The organism is Paenibacillus sp. NRS-1781, assembly GCF_050467745.1.
Taxonomy (GTDB): Bacteria; Bacillota; Bacilli; order Paenibacillales; family Paenibacillaceae; genus Paenibacillus; species Paenibacillus terrae_A.
The window spans coordinates 62,756-84,345 of the sequence record NZ_JBITPI010000017.1; the positions used below are offsets into that span (position 1 = coordinate 62,756).

General features: G+C 47.6%; 21 protein-coding genes. 19 read left to right on the forward strand and 2 right to left on the reverse strand.

The features are described from left to right. Positions 1 to 137: 137 nt before the first annotated feature. From ACIFO6_RS07215 to ACIFO6_RS07225, 3 genes are all read left to right on the forward strand, one after another. The gene (locus ACIFO6_RS07215) at positions 138 to 557 is read left to right on the forward strand and encodes an organic hydroperoxide resistance protein (protein WP_134910699.1); all 420 of its coding nucleotides are present in this window, start codon (positions 138 to 140) and stop codon (positions 555 to 557) included. Positions 558 to 679: 122 nt separating this feature from the next. Beyond that, positions 680 to 1,006: a hypothetical protein gene (locus ACIFO6_RS07220; protein ID WP_137062016.1), complete on the forward strand. Its 327-nt coding sequence runs from the start codon at positions 680 to 682 to the stop codon at positions 1,004 to 1,006. Positions 1,007 to 1,098: 92 nt separating this feature from the next. Next, entirely contained in the window at positions 1,099 to 1,539 is a 441-nt protein-coding gene (locus ACIFO6_RS07225) for a thiol-disulfide oxidoreductase DCC family protein (protein WP_430039449.1), read from the forward strand. A 4-nt stretch (positions 1,540 to 1,543) separates the two neighbouring features. On the opposite strand, the gene ACIFO6_RS07230 is transcribed toward ACIFO6_RS07225, so the two are convergent. Then, positions 1,544 to 2,353, reverse strand: a complete 810-nt coding sequence (locus tag ACIFO6_RS07230; RefSeq protein WP_430039451.1) for a DUF3153 domain-containing protein — start codon at positions 2,351 to 2,353, stop codon at positions 1,544 to 1,546. A 236-nt stretch (positions 2,354 to 2,589) separates the two neighbouring features. On the opposite strand from ACIFO6_RS07230, the gene ACIFO6_RS07235 reads away from it, so the two are divergent. From ACIFO6_RS07235 to ACIFO6_RS07305, 15 genes are all read left to right on the forward strand, one after another. Then, entirely contained in the window at positions 2,590 to 3,561 is a 972-nt protein-coding gene (locus tag ACIFO6_RS07235; protein WP_430039454.1) for a metal ABC transporter solute-binding protein, Zn/Mn family, read from the forward strand. Positions 3,562 to 3,576: 15 nt separating this feature from the next. Beyond that, positions 3,577 to 4,341, forward strand: a complete 765-nt coding sequence (locus ACIFO6_RS07240) for a metal ABC transporter ATP-binding protein (RefSeq protein ID WP_430039456.1) — start codon at positions 3,577 to 3,579, stop codon at positions 4,339 to 4,341. Between the two features lie 5 nt (positions 4,342 to 4,346). Beyond that, complete coding sequence (locus tag ACIFO6_RS07245) at positions 4,347 to 5,276, forward strand: metal ABC transporter permease (protein WP_430039459.1); 930 nt, start codon at positions 4,347 to 4,349, stop codon at positions 5,274 to 5,276. Beyond that, a complete protein-coding gene (locus tag ACIFO6_RS07250; RefSeq protein WP_430039461.1) occupies positions 5,273 to 6,160 on the forward strand; it encodes a metal ABC transporter permease in 888 nt (295 codons plus the stop codon). Before ACIFO6_RS07245 ends, ACIFO6_RS07250 begins: the two co-directional genes overlap by 4 nt. Before the next feature lie 217 nt (positions 6,161 to 6,377). After that, positions 6,378 to 8,705, forward strand: coding sequence for a histidine kinase (locus ACIFO6_RS07255; protein ID WP_430039464.1), 2,328 nt, complete (start codon positions 6,378 to 6,380; stop codon positions 8,703 to 8,705). A gap of 541 nt (positions 8,706 to 9,246) precedes the next feature. Continuing rightward, positions 9,247 to 10,395 (forward strand): ParA family protein, encoded by a 1,149-nt coding sequence (locus ACIFO6_RS07260; protein ID WP_430039467.1) that lies wholly within the window; start codon positions 9,247 to 9,249, stop codon positions 10,393 to 10,395. A 17-nt stretch (positions 10,396 to 10,412) separates the two neighbouring features. Then, entirely contained in the window at positions 10,413 to 11,660 is a 1,248-nt protein-coding gene (locus ACIFO6_RS07265) for a CpaF family protein (protein ID WP_430039502.1), read from the forward strand. Further along, positions 11,657 to 12,454, forward strand: a complete 798-nt coding sequence (locus ACIFO6_RS07270; RefSeq protein ID WP_430039470.1) for a type II secretion system F family protein — start codon at positions 11,657 to 11,659, stop codon at positions 12,452 to 12,454. The genes ACIFO6_RS07265 and ACIFO6_RS07270 overlap by 4 nt, the downstream gene beginning before the upstream one ends. 12 nt (positions 12,455 to 12,466) lie before the next feature. Beyond that, positions 12,467 to 13,345: a type II secretion system F family protein gene (locus ACIFO6_RS07275; RefSeq protein WP_430039473.1), complete on the forward strand. Its 879-nt coding sequence runs from the start codon at positions 12,467 to 12,469 to the stop codon at positions 13,343 to 13,345. Positions 13,346 to 13,358: 13 nt separating this feature from the next. Beyond that, positions 13,359 to 13,550 (forward strand): Flp1 family type IVb pilin, encoded by a 192-nt coding sequence (locus ACIFO6_RS07280; protein ID WP_013309278.1) that lies wholly within the window; start codon positions 13,359 to 13,361, stop codon positions 13,548 to 13,550. After that, positions 13,550 to 14,218, forward strand: a complete 669-nt coding sequence (locus ACIFO6_RS07285) for a TadE family protein (RefSeq protein ID WP_430039475.1) — start codon at positions 13,550 to 13,552, stop codon at positions 14,216 to 14,218. The genes ACIFO6_RS07280 and ACIFO6_RS07285 overlap by 1 nt, the downstream gene beginning before the upstream one ends. A 39-nt stretch (positions 14,219 to 14,257) precedes the next feature. After that, positions 14,258 to 16,474, forward strand: a complete 2,217-nt coding sequence (locus tag ACIFO6_RS07290) for a hypothetical protein (RefSeq protein WP_430039478.1) — start codon at positions 14,258 to 14,260, stop codon at positions 16,472 to 16,474. Beyond that, the gene (locus tag ACIFO6_RS07295; RefSeq protein WP_430039481.1) at positions 16,443 to 17,435 is read left to right on the forward strand and encodes a pilus assembly protein; all 993 of its coding nucleotides are present in this window, start codon (positions 16,443 to 16,445) and stop codon (positions 17,433 to 17,435) included. The genes ACIFO6_RS07290 and ACIFO6_RS07295 overlap by 32 nt, the downstream gene beginning before the upstream one ends. A 112-nt stretch (positions 17,436 to 17,547) precedes the next feature. Continuing rightward, the gene (locus ACIFO6_RS07300) at positions 17,548 to 18,060 is read left to right on the forward strand and encodes an A24 family peptidase (RefSeq protein ID WP_430039483.1); all 513 of its coding nucleotides are present in this window, start codon (positions 17,548 to 17,550) and stop codon (positions 18,058 to 18,060) included. 67 nt (positions 18,061 to 18,127) lie between these two features. Beyond that, positions 18,128 to 20,053, forward strand: a complete 1,926-nt coding sequence (locus tag ACIFO6_RS07305; RefSeq protein WP_430039485.1) for a DUF6382 domain-containing protein — start codon at positions 18,128 to 18,130, stop codon at positions 20,051 to 20,053. Positions 20,054 to 20,133: 80 nt separating this feature from the next. Here the strand turns inward: ACIFO6_RS07305 and ACIFO6_RS07310 are convergent, their stop codons facing one another. Beyond that, positions 20,134 to 20,358 (reverse strand): helix-turn-helix domain-containing protein, encoded by a 225-nt coding sequence (locus tag ACIFO6_RS07310; RefSeq protein WP_283655091.1) that lies wholly within the window; start codon positions 20,356 to 20,358, stop codon positions 20,134 to 20,136. 270 nt (positions 20,359 to 20,628) lie between these two features. Here ACIFO6_RS07310 and ACIFO6_RS07315 point away from each other — a divergent pair, with 270 nt between their 5' ends. Continuing rightward, the gene (locus tag ACIFO6_RS07315) at positions 20,629 to 21,285 is read left to right on the forward strand and encodes a hypothetical protein (RefSeq protein ID WP_430039488.1); all 657 of its coding nucleotides are present in this window, start codon (positions 20,629 to 20,631) and stop codon (positions 21,283 to 21,285) included. Positions 21,286 to 21,590 lie beyond the last annotated feature (305 nt).

The window sequence follows — 21,590 nt, forward strand, 5'->3', positions numbered from 1 at the left end:
CAAGCTTCCCTTCATCCATATTTCAAATGATTCATTTGGTGTGGTTTGTTTAAAGTACATACGAGAAGGAAATCATTATTAACATGACGATGATCCCGGAAGAATGTAAAACATATTAAAGAAGGAGAGATGAAATCATGGAAGCATTATACACAGCATCAGCAACGGTACATGGTGGAAGAGACGGTTCTGTCGCTTCCTCCGACGGAGTTTTGAAGCATAAGCTCAGTACGCCCAAGGAATTAGGTGGCGCAGGTGGAGAGGCTACGAATCCGGAGCAATTGTTTGCGGCAGGCTATGGCGCCTGTTATGAGAGCGCACTGGCCAATGTTGCTCGCAAAGCCAAGGTAAAAGTGGACAACGTTGAGGTAACCAGTCATGTGTCCATCGGTAAGGACCCGAGCGACGGCGGCTTCCAATTGGCAGTGCGTCTGGATGTGAAAATACCGGGAATTGAACGTTCTCAGGCCGAAGATTTGGCACGTCAGGCGCATGATTTTTGTCCATATTCCAAAGCGACTCGCGGCAATATTGACGTTGAGCTGAACGTCATTTGATCGTGAAGCACATCATCTCTACGTTTTACGCTGATTGATCGGCGGCTTTTGCATATAGACCTTGATTCGTCGAGATCCGCGGCCATTTGACATCATCGCCAAAATTCATTAAGATGGCTTAGGTGATTCTGGTCATCAGGTACGAAACAAATTTGAAAAATACGGGTGATATGATGTCTTACAGACCGAATATTGTTAATTTCACGCTGGCTGGCAGCAACGAAAAAGAAGGGCTTTATGAGTTTAAAATGAGTTTGGCCGATGGAACGGAATGCCGCGTTTTTTCTCAACGTAATCCGGAGTGGATCTTGACGAATATCAGTCGATTGCTAACGACGCCTTGCCCGGTATGTCATAAGGATTTTATCTGTAAGTGTATGGATAAGTTCCATGATGAGTTTTTAGAGCAAATTAAATCGAAACAGCTGTTTGAGAAAGCATTGAGCTAGTTCTCAAAACAGGTAAAAGCCTATACATTGTTAAACAAGCGTCGGATGATTTCGGCGTTTTTTTGTTTATTTCCTGGAGGTGAAATGCATTTATGAAGCAATCTGACGATGCTTATCAAAATCCTTCTCAGCAAGATTATTCAATTGTGTTGGTGGATGGTGTATGCCATTTTTGTCAGGGGGCGGCCCGCTTCATTATTAAGCGTGACCCGAAGGGGACGTTTCATTTTGGTTCCTTGCAATCCGAGCAGGGACAAAAACTATTGCGTGCAGGAGGATTGTCAACGGATAAGCTGGATACGTTCGTACTCATTGAAGGCGGTATGTATTACACGAGGTCAACCGCAGCTCTGCGGATTGCCAGACATCTTCGTTTTCCATATCCGCTGGCCTATGTCTTCATCCTCGTCCCCCGCTTTATACGCAATGCAGTCTATAGCTGGGTGGCACGTAACCGATACCGCTGGTTTGGCAAGGATGAGGAGGATCAATGTCAGATCCCCCCAGCAGAAATGAGGCAACGATTTTTTTAACTGTTCAGGATTCAGGTTTCGGAGGAGCAGCTTCCTTATTAGAGCCCTTTTTGGAGCGATGACGACGGATCAGCCATATCACAATTGCCGCAATGAGGATCAGGCCCGCAACGGCTACATATATGATATGACGCACATTGGGTACGTTGACGGATAGCTTTAGCTCATTAGGCTCTAATGGGGCAATATCCCAATGTAGTATCTTCCCGTCTGCCGATACACTGTCGGCATTGCTCGCAGCGGGCTGGATCGGTAAGGACAGGCTAAAATTAAGATCAAGCTGCCGCTCCAGTATTTTACGTGCGAACACATTCATTTGCTCCAATTTGTCACTCAGTCCCCGTGCTTCCTCAGGTAGCATTTGTGGCAGATCGAGCTTCATCGTAAGATCAACATTCGTTGTGAAAAAATGTTGGGTCACAGTGCGTTTAAATTCCAATCCCGCAGGTAGATTTAAATCCTGATTGGGATTTTTTCCGCTTGCACTCCAATCTCCTTGATAGTGCCCCTTGATTTGATAACCCTTTCTTCCCTGCTCAGATAGTGGCTGGACATTTAGATTGTTGCCTTGAATCCGCTTGGCCAAGCGGTCCAGCAGCCCGGGATTATTCAGTATCAACAGCGTCTGATTGTTCACACTGAACGAAGCATCCATATCCACGCTCTGATCCAGATGAACGTCTACATGGACATCCCCACGTGCACAGGAAGTGAGAGGGACCAGACAGCATAGCAGCACAAAAATGAGTAGCATTTTCCGTGTTCGATGTTGTTGATGCTTGTTCCGGTAAGGGTCGCATTCTGTTTGCTCCATGATCTTCACCTTCTTTATATATGTTCTTTCATGTAACGATTGGATATCTTCTATATATTACACATTCGGAGAGCTAAAATCGAACGGACTGACAGGATAAATAGACTTTTATATTTAAAATGTTTCCTTAGGGAAACATTTTAGTGTATACTCTAAAATATAGTATTAGGAAAAAATAATTTACATCATGAAATACTTTGTCCTGAATGCATATAAATAGAGGAGGATATTGAAACATGAATAAACGGTTTAAGGCGGCTGTACCGCGTCGGGCTTTGATTGCAGGAACATTGTTCCTGGTTTTAGTTGCAGCAAGTGCATGCACTGATGGTAAGAAGGCGGAGCAGGGAGCTGCTGGGGAGGCGGGGCAAAAAATAAAGGCCACAGCTACTATTGGCATGATTTCTGATATTGCCGGCAAGGTAGGCGGTAATCATGTGGAGGTCACAGGCATTATGAGATCAGGCGTTGACCCGCATTTGTACAAGGCTTCTCAGGGAGATATGCGCAAACTGGATCAGGCAGATATTATTTTTTATAACGGGTTGCATCTGGAAGGAAAAATGCAGGACATTTTGGAGAAGATCGGCAAGCAAAAACCTGTCGTACCTGTATCCAAAAATATGGCTCAGGATCAATTGCGCTCAGGTAGCCCGGAAATGGGATCGGAGCATGATCCGCATATCTGGTTTAACGTACAAAACTGGATGTCTGCGGTAGAAACCGTCAGAGATGAATTGTCGGCGCTGGATGCTGCTCATGCTGAGGATTATAAGGCTAATGCAGAAGCCTATCTCGCTGAGCTGCGGAAGCTGGATGATTACACGCGGGAGCAGATTGCCAGCATACCGGAAGCCCAGCGTGTGCTTGTCACGGCCCATGATGCTTTTGGCTATTTCGGAGATGCCTACGGCATTCAAGTGAAAGGGCTTCAAGGAATGAGTACAGAATCAGAAGCGGGCTCTCAGGATGTGACCAAGCTGCGTGATTATTTGGTTGAACATAAAATCAAGGCTATATTCGTAGAATCCAGCGTTCCAAGAAAGGCCATAGATGCGGTCATTCAGGGAGCGGCTCAGCAGGATCATACGATCAAGGTTGGCGGCGAGCTGTATTCGGATGCGATGGGTGAAGAGGGCACGGAGGACGGTACGTATATTGGTATGGTCAAGCATAACGTCAATACAATTGTTAAAGCTCTTAATTAAAGGAGGAGGCAACACATGAGGCATTCACCGCTTGTGGTTCGTGATTTATCTGTAGCTTATCAAAAAAAGCCCGTTCTGCTTGACATATCCTTCGAGGTGCCGGAGGGCAAGCTGATTGGTATTATTGGTCCGAACGGGGCCGGAAAGTCCACGCTGATCAAGGCTGCGCTGGGACTAATACCAAAGCTTAGGGGCGAGGTGTTGGTTTACGGCAAGCCTTATAAGCAGCAGTTGCTCAAGGTTGGTTATGTGCCGCAACGTGAGTCGGTAGATTGGGATTTTCCGACGAACGCGCTGGATGTGGTCATGATGGGACGTTACGGGAGACTTGGCTGGTTCAAGCGGCCGGGAGCCGCTGATCGTCAGGCAGCGCTGGAAAGTCTGGACAAGGTAGGCATGAGCGACTATGCGGACAGACAGATCAGTCAGTTATCTGGCGGGCAGCAGCAACGTGTTTTTTTGGCCAGAGCACTTGCGCAGGACGCTCAGCTTTATTTTATGGATGAACCGTTTGTAGGTGTAGACGCTGCAACAGAAAAAGCTATTATTTCATTGCTCACAGACCTGAAGCGGCAAGGAAAAACCGTACTGGTCGTTCATCATGATTTGTCTACGGTCACAGAATATTTTGATCAGGTCATGCTGCTGAACGGGCATCTGATGGCGTTCGGAGAAACGGCAGATATTTTCACCGAGGACAATCTGCAACGTACATATGGCGGACGTCTGAGTATACTCAAAACAGGTGCGAATTCCGGCACGATACTCGGAGTGAGGTGAGCGCTATGACAAGTTTGGCTACGCTTTTGACCGATCCGAATATGCAGTGGATTTTGCTGGGCTGCATCTTGCTCGGTTTAAGCAGCGGCGTGATTGGCAGCTTTATGTATTTGCGCAAGCAGTCGCTCATGGGGGATGCTTTGGCACATGCAGCTTTGCCGGGGGTATGTGTAGCGTTTATGATAACGGGCACAAAATCCGTGTTTGGATTTATGATCGGGGCCGCCATTGCAGGGATTGCTGCGACCTTTGCCATCAGTGCGCTGACCCGGTACTCACGAATCAAGAGCGATTCGGCGATTGCAGCCGTGCTGTCTGTATTTTTCGGCTTTGGCATTATGCTCTTGACGGAAATCCAGCACAGCGGGGCGGGGAATCAGAGCGGATTGGATAAGTTCCTGTTTGGTCAGGCAGCGGCGATGGTATTGTCTGATGTCTACACGATGGCGGCCATTTCGGTGGTGCTGATCGGGATCTGTATATTGTTCTTTAAGGAATTTAAGCTGCTTAGCTTTGATCCCGGCTTTGCTCGTGGACTTGGTTTTCCGGCAGGCTTGCTGGATAAGCTGTTGATGCTGCTGATTGTTATTGCGGTAGTTGCCGGTATTCAGGCGGTGGGTGTCATTATGATGGCGGCCCTGTTGATTACACCCGCGGTGTCTGCAAGATACTGGACGGAGAAGCTGGGTGTCATGGTGTGCCTCTCAGGCTTGTTTGGTGCTATAGCGGGCTTCGGTGGAACAATCATTAGCGCTTTGGGGCAAAATCTGCCCACAGGGCCGTTGTGTGTGCTGTGCGCGACCGTGGTGTTCGGTGTGAGTCTGGTTTTTGCACCGCAGCGCGGGTTAATTTCCAAGGCTATCGTTCGGTTGAACGTCAGAAAAAATCTGGAGCAGGCAACCGCTACACACCATGGAAAGGAGCGTGCGCTGTGAGTACCTTTTATGTGATCTTGACGGGAATGTTAGTGGCAGGGGGATGCAGTATGGTTGGCTGCTTTCTCGTGCTTCGGAAAATGGCCATGATCGGTGATGCGATCAGCCATGCCGTGTTGCCGGGGATTGTCATTGCTTTTTTGATCAGCGGGTCTAGGGATTCAGTGTGGATGATGTTTGGTGCAGCGGTATTGGGACTCCTGACGGTGTATCTGATTCAGTTGTTCCAGCAAAGCGGTCTGCAAAGTGACGCCGCCATTGGTGTGGTGTTTACGACACTGTTTGCCATAGGTGTTCTGCTGGTTAGCGTGTTTGCCTCCAACGTCCATCTGGATATGGATCACGTGCTATATGGTGAGATTGCATATGTGCCATGGAATACGCTGGAGATAGCCGGCGTAGATGTCGGTCCGAGAGCGGTGTGGATTACGGGTGCGATGTTTTTGATTAATTTGCTCGTGGTAGGATTATTTTTCAAGCAATTTAAAATCACTTCCTTCGATCCCGCACTAGCGGCTTCGCTAGGTATTCCGGTTGTTTTTTTTCATTATCTGCTGATGAGTCTCGTCTCGCTTACGACGGTGGCATCGTTTGAGAGTGTGGGTGCGATTCTGGTGGTCGGAATGCTCGTGGTACCGCCTCTTACGGCTTATCTGCTGACGGAGAAGCTATCCCGTATGATTGTGTACAGCGTCGGGTTGGGGGCGATCAGTTCGGTAGCAGGCTTTTACACAGCAAGTGTACTGGATGCCTCTATTGCCGCATGTATGCTGTGTGTATCGGGTTTGCTGTTGCTGTTGGCCTTCCTCTTCTCCCCGTCCCATGGGGTGGTGTGGCAAAAGTTGTTCCAGCAACGAGGATTAGTTCGTGAAGACAGCAAGTAATTCGCAGAAAGCGATCATCTATGAGTGCCTAAAATAGCGTGCAGACAGGTAGAAAACGCCTGAATGCGCGTTTTTTTTGCGCGTATGCTGCCCTGTATGACTTATTTTGCACAAGCTGGAGCGGAGCATCTTGAATTGTTGGGGACACGGGAGTACATTCATTACAGCGATACAAGAACGGAAGGAACAATCTGTCACGTAGCAGGGAGGCACAAAGATGGAGAGCTTTAAACGTAAATCACCAGAGGAAATATTGGATTCCATAAACAAACTGCATCGGGGCAGACTCAAAATATACATTGGAGCGGTCAGTGGGTCAGGCAAAACGTATCATATGCTTCTGGAAGGACAATCGCTTCAGCATGAAGGTATCGACGTTGTAATTTGTGCAGTATCGACCATGCAGCGGCGTGAGACGGTGGAGCAGGTAGGCACACTGGAGCGGGTGCCCAGTATCCATTGGGTTCAGGATGGGGTGGAGCAGAAGGATTTAAATTTGAAAGCACTGGAGGATCGCAATCCCGAGGTGGTACTGGTGGATCATTTGGCACATCGCAACCGGGAAGGCGCCCCATTTCCAACACGGCTGGAGGATATTCAATATCTGCTAGAGCTAGGAATTAGCGTCATTACGACGGTCAATGTCTATGAGCTGGAAGGGATTACGGATTGGGTTTATCAGCTTACAGGGATAGAGGCAGAATATACGGTTCCTGTCGATACACTGGAGCTGGCGGATGAAATTCGTCTGATTGATGTCACACCCGAAACGATTTTGGAGCGGCTGGCGAAAGGGTACATGCATACGCCCAATCCTGAGATGTTTCATCGGGGGAATCTGGGTAAGCTGCGTGAGCTGGCTCTGCGATTGGTAGCGGAGGATGTGAACGATTCACTGGAGCGGCATCGGGAGGAATTGGGTTTGCACGGGGCGTCAGGAGCCGCAGAGCGTATTTTGGTGCCTGTCCAGTATCACTGGAACGGGTCCATTTATGTACGCAGGGGGGAGCAGGTGGCCAAGAGACTGGGCGGAGATATGCTGGTGGCCTCCTTTGTCGATCCGAAGGGCAAGCTGTCCAAGGAATCGGCAGCCTTCAAGCGCTCAATTGTGCAGCTGGTTGAAAAGGTAGGATCGGAATTTGAAGAAATCCCGCTCATTTCCCGCAGAAGATTGCCTCGTCAGCTTATCCATTATGCGGTGGCGCGTAATGTTACCCGGATCGTTATGGGACATTCCCGGCAGACCCGGTGGCAGGAGCTGATCAGAGGCTCGCTGGTAAACGGAATCTTTAAGCGAATGAAAAATATGGATCTGCTGCTTATTGCCGACCGTGCTGAGCAGGAGGGCGAACGTATTTTGCCGACGATGAGGCAGGAGGAGGGAGACAATGATCCGTATCATCGTCTGAGCGATGAGGAAGCGCAGGCTGAGGCTGCCAAAATCCGGCGCGGCAGGCTCAAGGTATATATTGGTGCTGCTCCTGGTGTCGGCAAGACGTACACGATGCTCAGAGAGGGAAATGATCTGCTGACAAGCGGGATTGATATTGTTATCGGACTGCTGGAAACGCATGGAAGGGCGGAAACGCTGGCACAAGTAGGCTCGCTGGATACCGTTCCTCGTCAGACTATGGAGCGGCATGGCGTACATTTGGAGGAAATGGATACCGAAGCGATTCTCAGGCGCAATCCCGAGGTGGTCCTAATTGACGAACTGGCGCATACCAATGTTCCCGGCAGTTCAAGATCCAAGCGTTATGAGGATGTACTGACGATTTTGGAACAAGGGATTTCTGTCATTTCCACAATGAATGTACAGCATCTGGAGAGTCTGAATGACGCGGTTGAGCAGATTACCGGGATTCGGGTGAGGGAGACGGTTCCCGACCATATGATGCGGCTAGCCGATGAGGTACAGCTCATTGATGTGGCTCCCAAATCGTTGCAGCAGCGTATGCGTGATGGCAAAATATACGATCCAGTCAAAGTGGAGCAGGCGCTTAGCCATTTTTTTAAATTAGGCAATCTGATTGCCCTGCGTGAGCTTGCTCTGCGGGAATTGGCAGATGATGTAGACGAACGGCTGGAATCGTGGGATCGACACGAATCGCTTAGAGGTCCGTGGCGAAGAGAGGAAGTAATCTTCGTAGGGGTGACGCTTAGTAACAATGATGAAAGGCTGATTCGACGTGGCTTTCGTATTGCTTTTCGTTTGAAGGCGGTGTGGATCGTGACCTATGTTCATGTAGGTATAAGCATACCGGAGAAGCTAAACTTGCGACTGGAGCAATTGAAAATGCTAACCCACCGTCTGGGAGGAACCTTCGAAATCCGGCTTGTTTCCAGTCGGGGAAAGATTGCTGATATATTGATTACTCCGGTGGAAGGGTACATGGGGACGCAGTTAATTGTGGGGCAGTCCTCCAGAAGCAGCCGTTGGGGAAAGGATGCGGTCGTCCCGCAAATTCTCCGTCAAGCGCGTCATATGGATGTTCTGATCGTGGCGGACTATGATCCGGACATCAAGTTGGAGGAAGAGGATTGAATCGCCTAATCCTTTTATAAATAGTCAGATGCTGGTTTCCGATTGTTCAGTGCTTCCATAGTATATTCTATCTCAAAGAATTGGAGGCGAATTTGAATATGTTTAAACATCGTCCGCATCATTGTCATTTTCCTAAGCCCAAAAAACGTTTCTTTAAGAAGCTTACCAAAACAACGGTGATTACAGTTAAGTATGTTCCTAAAGTTAAGCGTCGTTGTTTCACTCATGTAGAATGTGGCGTTCTGAAAGGACATCACCACCGGAAACATCGTCATCATCGTCACCATCACTGTCATCGTCCTTGTCATCACAAATTCTACTAAGATTAAGGCAATGGAGGCGGGCTTGAATGCCCGCCTTTTGCTACATAAGGATTGTGAAGAAATTCTAACATAAAAAATGCTTGCTCTAAAATAGGCGCTGTGCTATTCTACGATTAAATAGATTGCACGTGACGGAAGCACCGTTCACCAACCGTATGTTTGTACGGTTTGATGAACGGTGCTTTTTTGCGTTGTTTTTTGGGGAGGGGAAGAGCGTCATGATTCCGGTAAAAGTGGTTCTGGCTGTAGGTAGTCGGGATTATATTGAGCCACTGCTGAATTATGTATACGGAAGCGAGTACGCCAGAAGGCTGAGAGTAACGGCATTTTCGCAGCCTGAGGCATTTTGCCAATACATGATGGAAACGGCTGGAATGAAAAAGCCGGATGTTGTGGTGGGTGAAGCCGCTTTTTTGAGTCTTTGGATAGATCGGGAGGCTTCTGATATCCCTTGTCTTGTGCTTCACGAGGGGGAACAGGTGAGCGAATACGGACAACCTTTATTAAAATATCAGCCCTTGTCTGAACTGGTGGGCTTTATTTTGGAAACGGCGAGACAGCGGACAAGTGGGCAGCAGAGCGTAAACAGCCGGGAAGGCGGAATGATTATTGGCATGGTTGCAGCCTCCGGCGGACTGGGCAAGACAACGGCTGCGCTCAATATTTCCAAGCAGTTGGGAAATGAGGGGTATTCGGTTTTTTATTTGAATTTGGAAACGGTGGATTCAAGTTCGTTGTTCATGGGTTCCGGTGGAGCAGAAGGAGAGGGACTGTCCAGACTGCTTTATGATCTCAAGGCAGCGGGGTATGAGAGAAATCCCTTATCTGTCACTTCGTATTGTGTGCGTCGTTCTGAAATTCAGGCCGACACCTTTCAGCCTGTTAATAACCGCAAGGAACTGATGGACATGACCTGTGATGAGGCGATAGAGCTGATTCGGACGATTGCCGAAAGCGGACAGTATGATGTCGTAATCGTAGATAGCGAGTCTGAAAATGGTGACCGGGCTCAAGCTGTGTGTAAAGCCAGCCATAAGCTGATTTGGCTGCTGGCGGACGATTTAATGAGTATGCACAAGTGCGGTCTATGGCTGGATGCTCTGGAAGCCACACAGCCGGAAGGACTTGAAGCCATGCTGACCAAAACCCGTTTTGTAGTGAACCGTTATATGGGGACTATGGTCAATCCGTTACCTCGGGACTTTATGGAGCTGAGCGGAGCGCTGCCTTACATTCCTTCATGGAAGCAGATGCAGCATCGTGAGCTGCTGCTTAGTTCACCGATTTATCAGCGGGAAATTCGCCAGCTGTGCCGCGAGCTACTGAATGTGGAGACTGTAACACAGCCGCCCGCCGCTTGGTCTTAAGGGGGGGGGCGATGAACATGAATGAAGAACGGTTTCGTGCACTACGAGCGGATATCCGGGGAGGCCTGGACGTCACGTCCTCAGTAGGGGATGCAGAGTTAGTGCGGCATATTGAAAATCGAATTTTGCATGACATAGAGCTGGCAGGTTTGACCTCCAGAGAAAAGCATGCGCTCGTCCGTAAAATTTTTAATTCCTTCCGTGGGCTGGATGTGCTCCAGCCGTTGATTGATGATCCCACGGTTACGGAAATTATGATTAACAGTCACCGGGAAATTTTTGTGGAGCGGGCAGGTGAGGTGATCCAGGCACCCGATCAATTTGAATCCCGTGAGCGACTGGAGGATTTGATTCAGACGATTGTAGCCGGGGTGAACCGGATTGTGAATGAGTCTTCGCCGATTGTCGACGCCCGATTAAAGGATGGATCACGCGTAAATATTGTGCTACCGCCAGTCGCTCTCAAAGGGCCGACGATGACGATACGGAAGTTTCCCGAGCGTCCGATGACGATGGATGATTTGATACGAATGGGGGCGCTGGATGCAGAAGCCGCCCATATGCTCAAGGACTTGGTACGCAGCAAGTACAACATTTTTATAAGCGGGGGTACGGGTTCCGGTAAAACCACCTTTCTGAATGCATTATCCCAGTTTATTCCGCCGTCGGAACGGATTATTACGATTGAAGATTCGGCAGAGCTGCAAATTGTAACCGTCCCTAATCTGGTTTCCATGGAAACACGGAATGCCAACACCGAGGGTAAGGGTGAAATCACGATTCGTGATCTGATACGTTCCTCCCTGCGTATGCGGCCCAATCGCATTGTGGTAGGTGAGGTCAGGGGAAGCGAGGCGTTGGATATGTTACAGGCGATGAACACAGGACATGATGGAAGTCTTTCAACGGGGCACGCGAATAATATTCGCGATATGGTCAGCAGATTGGAAACGATGGTACTGGGCGGGGCTGATCTTCCGCTTGGTGTCGTACGACAACAGATCAGCTCGGCCATTGATATATTCGTGCATCTGTCACGATTGCGAGACAAATCCAGACGGGTGCTGGAAATTAGTGAGGTAACTGGCTTTGAAAACGGTGAAGTGATACTTAATCCGCTCTATCGTTTTCAGGAGCGGGGCGAAAGTAAAGGACGTATCGTCGGAGGGCTGGAGCGTTGCGGTGAAGGTCTACAGCATACATTGAAGCTGCAAATGGCCGGGATGAAGTCGGAAAGCTGGAGCAGGGGGGAAGCGTCGGTATGAAGCCAGGAAAAGCGGCTGTGAAGCCGGAGCAAGCATCCAGTCAGACTACTTCCCTGCCGGACTATACGGTATATACACTTTCACCTGTGCAAAAAAGCTTGTGTATCCTCTTTAGTGGCGTGCTATTCGCGATGATCGGCTATCTTTTTTATCATCAATGGATATTGTCGTTGCTATGCGCTGCTGGGGCTTTGGTGACGCCACGTTATTTTCGTCAGCATTTGCTGCAACGGCGCAGGTCGGCTTTAAGCATTCAATTCAAGCAGGCTTTATATTCGCTCTCGTCTTCCCTTTCGGCGGGAAGGTCGGTGGAGAACGGCTTTCGTGAAGCCGTGGAGGATTTAAGGCTGCTTAGCCCGGATGGAGATCATGATCTGATTTTTGAATTTAACATTATTACAGCCTGTCTGGAAATTGGACAACCCGTGGAGACGGCTTTACAGGATTTTGCTCATCGGGCGCAGATGGAGGATATTACGAATTTTGCGGACGTGTTTGCAGCTTGCAAACGAACCGGGGGTGATCTGGTGGAGGTCGTGCGACGGGCTTCAAGTGTTATAGGGGAGAAGCTGGAAATTCAGCAAGAGATCGGTGTGATGATCGCGCAGAAACGTTTTGAATCGAGGGTTATGTTTGCGGCGCCTTTTCTGTTTGTACTGTTTATGACCATGACTGCGGGAGATTACATGATGCCGCTATACAGCGGGACAGGTATGATTTTGTCTACCTTTTGCCTATTGGTGCTTGGTGGCTGTCTCGTGTGGATCAACCACATTATGAAAATTGAGGTGTAAGGAGAGATAGGCATGGTGATGTTGGTTTGTCTGGTCATGCTGGTTCTGCAAGTGGGAGGTTGGGTGGTGCTGAACCGGATGTACGCTGCTAAGTATGCGAGCTTTCGTCATATGAAGCTGGAGGGACTGCGGCTGCAAAGGCTCTCGGTTCCTTTCGTACACATGATCCATGCTTCACGTGCCGCCCAAAGACTGCCTTTACTGATGTTTAAGCTCCAGCGCTCGGTACAAAAGCTGTACGGTATGCGCAACAGCGGGGAGAAAACGATGCTTTTTCTGGCCGAGATGGTGGGTTATGGATACATGATGGCCGCTGGTGGAGCTTTAATATCGCTCATGATGGGCGGGGAGGCGACCGGGCTGGTGCTCGGATTGGGGCTGGGCATTCTGGTACCCATAGCGCTGGTCAAGGATCTGCACGGAAAGGTACAGAAGCGGGATCAGCAAATTTTAATGGAGTTACCTGAATTGCTGAGTAAAATCATGCTTTTGGTCGGCGCAGGCGAGACGGTACAGCGGGCATTGCTTCATTGCGTGGAGCGCAAAGGAGCGGATACGGTACATCCGTTGTATCGGGAGCTGCGTCAGACAGTGGGGGAATGGGAAAGTGGCTATTCCTTTCAACAGGCATTTGAGCATTTGAGCAAGCGCTGCGGCATTCAGGAAATGACGGTGTTTACGACAACGGTGTTGCTGAATATGAGACGCGGCGGGAGCGATTTTGTGATGGCTTTACGTGAGTTGTCCCAGACGTTGTGGAGCAAGCGGACTTCGATTAGCCGCACAAGAGGAGAGCAGGCTTCATCTAAGCTGGTATTTCCGATGGCGCTGATTTTGCTAACGGTTATTGTGCTTGTGGGTGCTCCCGCTTTAATGATGATGAATATGTAGGAGGAATACAACGATGATGACATTAGTAACAGGCAGTATTCGTAAATTGTACAAGGATGAGGACGGTTTGGGTACGTTGGAAATGATTTTGATTATCGCGATTCTGATTGCGGTGGCAATTATTTTCAAGGATCAGATCAAGAAGATTGTAGAAGGTCTGTTGAAAAAAGCGGATAAAAAGAGTAACGACTTCATGGATTCATAATGCTGCGCAATTTGGCACACAAAGAAGAAGGGAGCTTCTCCTTGGAAGCTTCCCTCGTCTTTCCTATACTGTTGCTGGTCATTTTTGTGATGTTATTTTTTTGCCTGTACATATATCAAAAATCCATCTTGGTGCAGGTCGCTTCTACTGCTTCGGAACGAGCTGCTTATAGCTGGGATAACAGCTTCAAGGAACCGCGTACAGGCGCATTCACCCAAGGACAACGGGATTCGCTTTATTGGCGCTTGAAGGATGATGTGATGCTGGGAGCTTTGTTTGGTTGGGCTGGAGCTCATAATCGGGCAAGTGTGCAGGTGCCCGGTGGTGGCGGGGGAGGCGATTTGCCTAGTCAGAAGCTGTCCAATGCTGAGAGAGGCATGCCTGCTGGTATGCAGGGACAGATGACATATGAGAACAGTCTGATCAGCCGTAAGGTGACTACAGAGTTGAATAAAATAGTGAAAGTGCCTTTGCTGAATCAGTTTCTGGATCAGACGGATTTGCAGGGGACCATGAGTTCAGGGGTAGTGGAGCCTGTGGAATGGATTCGCACGGTGGAGCTGACTCGATATTATGGAGCAAAGTTTATGGGCAGAGGATCGGGGGAAAAGGTAAACCCGGCAGTTGCAGGACAAGTATTGACGCAATATGGACAGAACGGTCCGTAAGGAGCGGAGAACGCGAATGGACTGGAAGGGAGGAAGCGGGTGTTTGGAAAAGGACGTAATGCAAAGGATGGAGAGTCAGGTGCTGTCACGGTCTTTTTGATTCTGATTATGGCGGTCATGTTCGGCTTTATTGCTGTTTTTATTGATTATGCACGAATTGCCGCGCTGCATGTGCAAACCGAACGGTTGACCCATGCGGCGGTTCGTTCAGTCATGTCTGCCTATGATCCAACATTGCAACAGGATTACGGTCTGTTTGCTTATGGTGAGAGCAGCGGAGAAGAAATTATGGTCAAAGTGCTGAACGACAGCGCCAAGCGCACGCCGCGGGCAGACACACTGCCGCTTATGACTACGAAGCTGGATTCAAGCTCTTTGCATATGGAAAGAGAGCTTGGTAGATATGCCATATTTAATGAGCAGATTCGAGAAGAAATGAAGTATAAAGCGCCTGTTGATTTTACAGTGGAAGTGCTCGAAAAGCTGAAGCCGCTATCTCAGAATATGAAAGAGGCTTCCCATACGGTTGATTTGCTGAAACGGCTGCAAAAGCTGTATGACAAACGCGAGGCTAAGCTGGATGACATGCTGGAGAAGCAGCGTGAGGCAGGAGCTTATATGGAAGAGGTTCGCAAACGGATTATTAAACAGAGGGGCGCGTATATCCCTAATCAGTATATTTGGGATTCACTTGAGGTTGTAGCCGATATTGCCGCTCAATATAAGCATTATGTTCATGTGTATGAGGATAATAAAAAGAGTGTAGACGACGTTAAAATCATGCAGATCGAGAAATATGCGAGAAGGGCGAGATCGGCGCTTGATCGTCTGGGCCAAGCCATGACTAACATTGGGGAAGAGCACGATGAGCTGCTTGTAGAGGCTAAGGAGCCGTTGAATGAAGCCAGGCAGATTAACGAAGAGATGCGTCAAGTCATTGCTCAATATAAACAGAGGGCTGCCAATGCAGGGTATGATGAGGTTTCCTCAGCCCCTACTCCGAGTGGAGGGACCTCCAGTGCTGATCCGTCTGTAGGAAGCGCAAGGCAGGAGGCCGACGACTTATTGATTCCTGATAAGGAATTTGACCAGATGGAAGCGACTATAGAAGAGCAACGAACGGCTATTCATACGGTTAACAACAGATTAACGAGTATGATCCGCACATTATCCTTTTATACAGATCCGAATCTCAATACAGATATGTTCAGACAAGAAGTGATCTCAACGCTCAAGGAAATGGATAAATACTTGAATGCGTATGCCTGGTCGGGGCCTTCTAATGTACTCGATGATGAAGCCAGAACAATGGACATGCGACGTGGATCTGATAAAGAACGTAAAAAAATGGAAAAAGAGGCGAAGAACAAGCTCAAGCAAGCCTATAAGATCATTGAAATGCTCTCCAAAGGTACGCAAGGTGCCGGACAATTTCAAAAGCTGGAGCAGTATTACAATGAAAGTATTTCTTTTAACCAGTCTGCATCCAGTCCGTCTGTATCGGCTGATTTGTCCTATGACACCTATGATGCGGCAGGAGCATCCATGGACAGTATGGATGGTCTATACGGGGCAGCATCCGGCTTGCTGACGCAACTGGGGGATGAATTTTTCCAGAATGAATATGCGCTTTCTTACTTTAATCACGTGAATTTTAGTCGATTTGGCAGTTTAGCCGGATCAGGCAGAAGTGTGGGAAACGCAGCGCAAATTTTGGGAGACCAACTGGAGTTGAATAATCAGGAAGTCGAGTACATTCTGTACGGTTTCCATAATCCGACAGGAAACCTGGCCTCCGCTTATGGCGAGATTTTTGCCATGAGGCTGGCCATTCGTACGATGGAGGGATTGGTCAAAAATAGCTCCAAAGGCAATCCGTTGGTCGTTTTGGCGGCAGCTCTTCTATATGGGGTAGAGAAGGCGATTGAAGATATGATTATGCTGGCTCAGAAGGGGTATGTGCCTTTGTCTGATTTTCTGAAATTTCGAATGACGTACAAGGATCATTTGAGATTGTTCCTCATGCTCCATAGTAATAATGAACGGAAAATGTCTCGTATGCTGGCCCTGATCCGCCTGAATACAGATGTCAATCCTGCCGAACGGCAAACGTATGCAAGGGGAGAGGTTAAAAACGGGATGCGGCTGTTGTTTTTACCTGGGGTGATGAAGATGCTGGGACTGGCCTCAGAGGAAGGCGAAAGCATTAAGGGAAGTGTGTACTATGTTACGAAAACAGCGCATTTTTCTTATTAATCGGTATTTACAGCGGATTGGTGGACGGAGTTGCCGTGAACAAGGAAGTATCGTTTTAGAGGCGTCGCTGGTGTTGCCGTTGTTTCTGTTTTTTATTATTTTTCTGATTTATATGGTACAGATGACGCTGGTATCTACGGCCTTGCAGACCACCGCTTCAGAAGCGGTTAAACAAGTCTCGGCTAAAATCTATCCGGTGTCTCTGGCTGTGGATGCGGCATCTGCGAAAATAGATGCGGTCCGCCAACCGCTGGATGAGCTGCCCAAGTTATCTGTGAGTGAATATGCAAGCCAATTTGCTGCCCAACTGCCACCTCCCATCGGTGATTGGGTAGAAAGCGCTGTGCAGGGGGGCAAAAAGCCCATGGAGGAGCTACGAGGACGCTTGACGGAAGCCGTGCTTGATCCTGCTCTAAAGCCGCTCTTAAAGCCTTTTATAGAGGATAGCATTCTGGAGTATGACCGTATACACGTAACGAGCGTGCATGTGCCGTCTCTTACGGGAACTAAGGACCCTTATTTTAGGGTGGAGCTGTCTTATGAGCTGCCGATGAAGGTTCCCTTTCTGTATCGTAGCATTGTGCTTCAGGCGGCGGCAGAGGAACGTCTTTGGATCGGAGATACAGGAGAGGGAGCAGGTACAGGAGCTACATCGGCTAAGGATGCGCAGGGTTCCATACAACTGCTTGCCAAGCCTGAGCCTGCTGTGAAGGGTGTATACAATTTGATCAAGGCCAAGGTGGAACCTGGAACGTCTGCTAATCTTTCTGTACTTTATAAGTCGGGTCAAAGCACGGCTCAACACTTGGGCTGGACCTCTGCCGATGCGGACGGGATTATTGAATGGAACTGGTTTGTAGGTACAAATACGACACCCGGTCAATGGAGCTTTGTGATCGAAACGGAGGATGGACAACGTATCGAGGTTCCATTTTCGGTGGAGAAGACGGCGGACGGATAGAGGAACACAGATGGATCATGACCGGATGTATAGGCATTACGCGAGTAGATAGAGATAACAACGATGAAAAAGGTTTGGAACGCTTCATGCTTATCATTAAGGGGGAACTGCATTGACGTGGATGTATATCGTATGTGGTGTTTTGCTGGCGATTGCGCTGGTCACGGATTTACGTAGTATGAAAATTCCTAACAAGCTTACGATGCCCGGTATGGCGGTGGGCTTGCTATTTAATACGGTGTTTGGGGGCTGGCATGGATTTTTATTTGCAGCGGCTGGACTGGGGACGGGATTCGGCTTCATGTTGATTCTGTACTGGATGGGAGCTGTCGGTGCTGGTGATGTGAAGCTGTTTGGCTTGATCGGAGCATGGACGGGGGCTGCTTTTGCATGGCAATCGGCTCTATATTCGATTTTTTTCGCGGGTATTATTGGCGTGGTGATCCTGCTGTGGAGACGGGAAACCATGATGAGACTGCGGCGTGTGGCTTTTAATTTAGGAGGATTTTTTCTGTTTCGCAGCGGCAAGGCGCTGACGAACGGGAGGGAGGCACACCTCAGGTTTCCTTTTATGACCGCTGTCATTCCGGGAGCGATCAGCGCTTATCTTTACTTTTTGCCATAACAGGTTCGGTTAGGTAGATATTATGGTACTCACGGAGATCGGGAAAAAATGCTAAGGAGGTCATGAATTGTTTGGTTTAAGCAGGGATTTTGCCCGCAACGGCGGGACATTTATGATTTTGAACAAGGAAGGCGGGCTTAAGACCGATGATTTAAATTCCGTGCAAACCGGAATGATGACTGGCAATCGGATTCCCGGTCTTCTGGAGCTAAGAATCAAGGAAGTCGATTTTCAGGTGGAGCTGCACTACGATATTTCGGGTCAACGTATGCTGTCCCAGGTATGGAAGGGAGGAGGAGTATCGACTTCCGATTTCTATAGGATTCTTTTTGAAGTGGCGGATGCCCTCCATCGTAGTCCGCAGTATATGCTGGATATGCGCCAATTTATTTTTCATGAGGATTATATTTTTATTAGCGGTTCAGGCTCAAGGGAAAACGTCAGTTTAACCTATGTCCCTTTGCAGGGTGTTTTGTATGAAGGACAGGCTGGGAGCCAATTTAAGCAATTGGTTATTCGCTTGATGACGCGTGTGGTTCATTTTCAAGGACACCATATGCAGCGCATATTTGAACTGTGCGACAGGAATGAATTTGATCCGGGGGCGCTGAAGGAGCTGCTGCTGCAAGGGATGACGGTCGGTGCAGACAGCGTTAGCGTTCAAGGCGAAGCTGGAGAAGCACGCAGTAGAGATACTCATGCTCGAATGGGAGTTCAGGGAGAGCGTGATGGATTGCATTCAACAGCATATCGAAAAGAGTTTCCTTATGCTGATCAATCCTTATCCGGTCATTCATCAACGCGTGATTATTCAGCGAGTCAAGAAGGAAGTGGGCTAGGAGAGGAATACAAATTTTTCGCTTCAAGGGATTCGAGAATCCAGAAAAAAATGCATGAGGATCAGGATACGCTACAGGAGATTCAGGAGCTTAAACGGATTAATCGGCTCAAGCCGTCCGTGAAGCCACAGGAGAATGATGAGGCAGATGTAAAAATAGGAGAAATGGAGCCAGCATTGCAGAAATATAAAACTTACATTGCTTTAGGCTGTCTTCTCGCTTCGGCCATTGTGTGGCGCTATATTTATCTGGATCATCCAGATACGGTACCGCTCGTTATTTCCGTTGTGCTGACCTTGGTACTCGTAGCCGTTGCTTATATGAGCTGGACGGGAAAATGGGGGCGCAAGGACGCTTCGCCGCATACCTATGCTGATTCAGTCCCTATACTGGATTCGGAATGGCTCGGTGAAGCTTCTCATGCACAGCGGAAAAATGACCGTTATCAGGTCGATAAGCTAACCGGATTCGTAGCAGGACGTCATAATAAGGATAAGCAATCTTCCGATTCAGGTGATCAAGGACAGGAAAGCTGGCGCTGGTCTTTTCCTGACCAGGAATCTGAAAATATGGGTAGCCGGGATACGGGACAAGGAGATAAAGCTTCTGCACGTCACGACTTGCACGAGCCACAGGGGATAGGTATGTCTCGAAGAAATGATTTGGAAGCCAGTGATACCAGCGAGGCATATTATAAGTCCTTGTCTGGTGTGACGGAGCTGCTAAATGCTACATCGAGGCAGGAAACGGTGCTGCTCCGTGCTGATCAGGCAGTACATATTCCACACGTTCAGCAAGCACCGATGGCTTGTCTGGAGCGCAAGCCACCAGGAAGTGGAGCGGACGAGCGCATTCGATTGCAGCCAGATCAATTTGTTGCAGGCAGCTTCTTCATCGGAAGAGACTCGCAATTGGTCCAGTTTGTAGAACATATGGAGGGAGCGTCCCGTTCTCACATTGAGCTTTGTATAGATGCAGAAGGACAAGGTCACATCGTCAAGGATTTGTCCTCGACGAACGGAACCGTTCTGAACGGAGAGGCGATGGTGCCTTACAAGGAGTATGCAATGAAGGACGGAGACACTTTTAAAATAGCCGGAGTATCCTATACTTATCGGCTGGAATCTTTTAAATCTTCTTCCAATGCCTCTTGAGTTAAGGATAGTTTGATATGTATAAAGAAGAAGCCCGATTAATGTTATGGGCTTCTTTTTGACGTTTAATTTGGGGGTAGCTATTGAGTACTTTGATTCAATTTATCATCTGGAGTATGTTCAATGACATCTGTCAAATTACATTCTAGCTTGTTACATATATCGTCGATAATTTTCATAGCTATGTACTCGTTACGCCACATTTTAGCGGCAGTTGACGGGGAGATATTCATTAGTTTTATAAACTCCATTTTAGAGATTTTCTTTTTAATCAAAGTTATTTGTAATGGTTCAAAACTAATCATTTATCATTCTCCTTCTTTAATACCAGATGACATAGAAAATATGATTTAATTCCAATAAGTCGGAAATAATTACGTTAAAACAGTTGAATAATGAAAGGGTTGATGATATTATTTATAATAAGTCGTAAATATTTACGATAAAGTGAAAAAATATAAAGAGGAACTGATGAAATAAAGCTAAGCTATATCATATCATCCTAAAACAATGATGTACAACACCCTTAGCTTTGCTATGGACATTTTACCAAAATAGAACTGGAGATGACACCTATGATTTTAAAAGAAAAGTTCAATAAACAAGATATTAAAAACATTGTTCGTATGAAAAAGGTCTGGGGACAGGAAGTAGGCAACGGAGAAACAGAGTTGTACTATTTTCACATTTTTGACGTGCTTAATCGAAAATGGCAAACGATTGGCTATAACGTTTCCGATGCTATTCGAGTATTTCAAAATGGAAGTGACGATAAATGGACGTATATTATAGAGCAAGCCCCATATAATTCTGATCTCACTACTAATGATCTAATTAATATGCTTGGTATTACTTCTGAAGCTTCGCGTACTCGAAATGCTATACAAATTATACTGAATACGGTTGAAAGACGAAATGCTTTTGTTAATCGAATGGTTAATGTGAACGAGGAAAGTACGCTTTTTCTCCTAAGAGCGATGCAAGAGCAATATCTTACGTATAATCAACTTTTAGACGAAGAGTTTATGAAACTGTACACTGCAAATCCAGTGAATGCCTTAGCTTTATATTTTCTTGAACCCGTTGACATCATTGCGTTTTGGGAGTGGGAAGCTGCTGGTGGTACGTGTGAAAAAGCCATTCAATACAAATTTGAAAAACCTTTGATGACTTTGATTCAGGCGATAGAACGTGCTGAGGATGAAACAAGAGGTTTGGCATCTGGATATTAACCTCTCTATAACCTACATAAAGGGAAGATGTATCTGACTACCCAAAATATAACCAGTTTTAATCCTGCCTTTCCTTTTGAGAAGCACATAAACGAATAGAAGATATCAACAATCCCTCTATTCCGTAAAGGAGCTTATCTATGTACAAAACCGGAAGACTCATTGACGGTAAACTTTTTCTCAAGACTTGCGACGGTAAATGGGTTAGCCTTCGATTGCTCATTCTTCTTGTGAAAAGAACATGTTAGTGACGATTTACTGATACTCAGGGCTGAGTCTTTTTGGCTTCGTCGCTATATTTGATG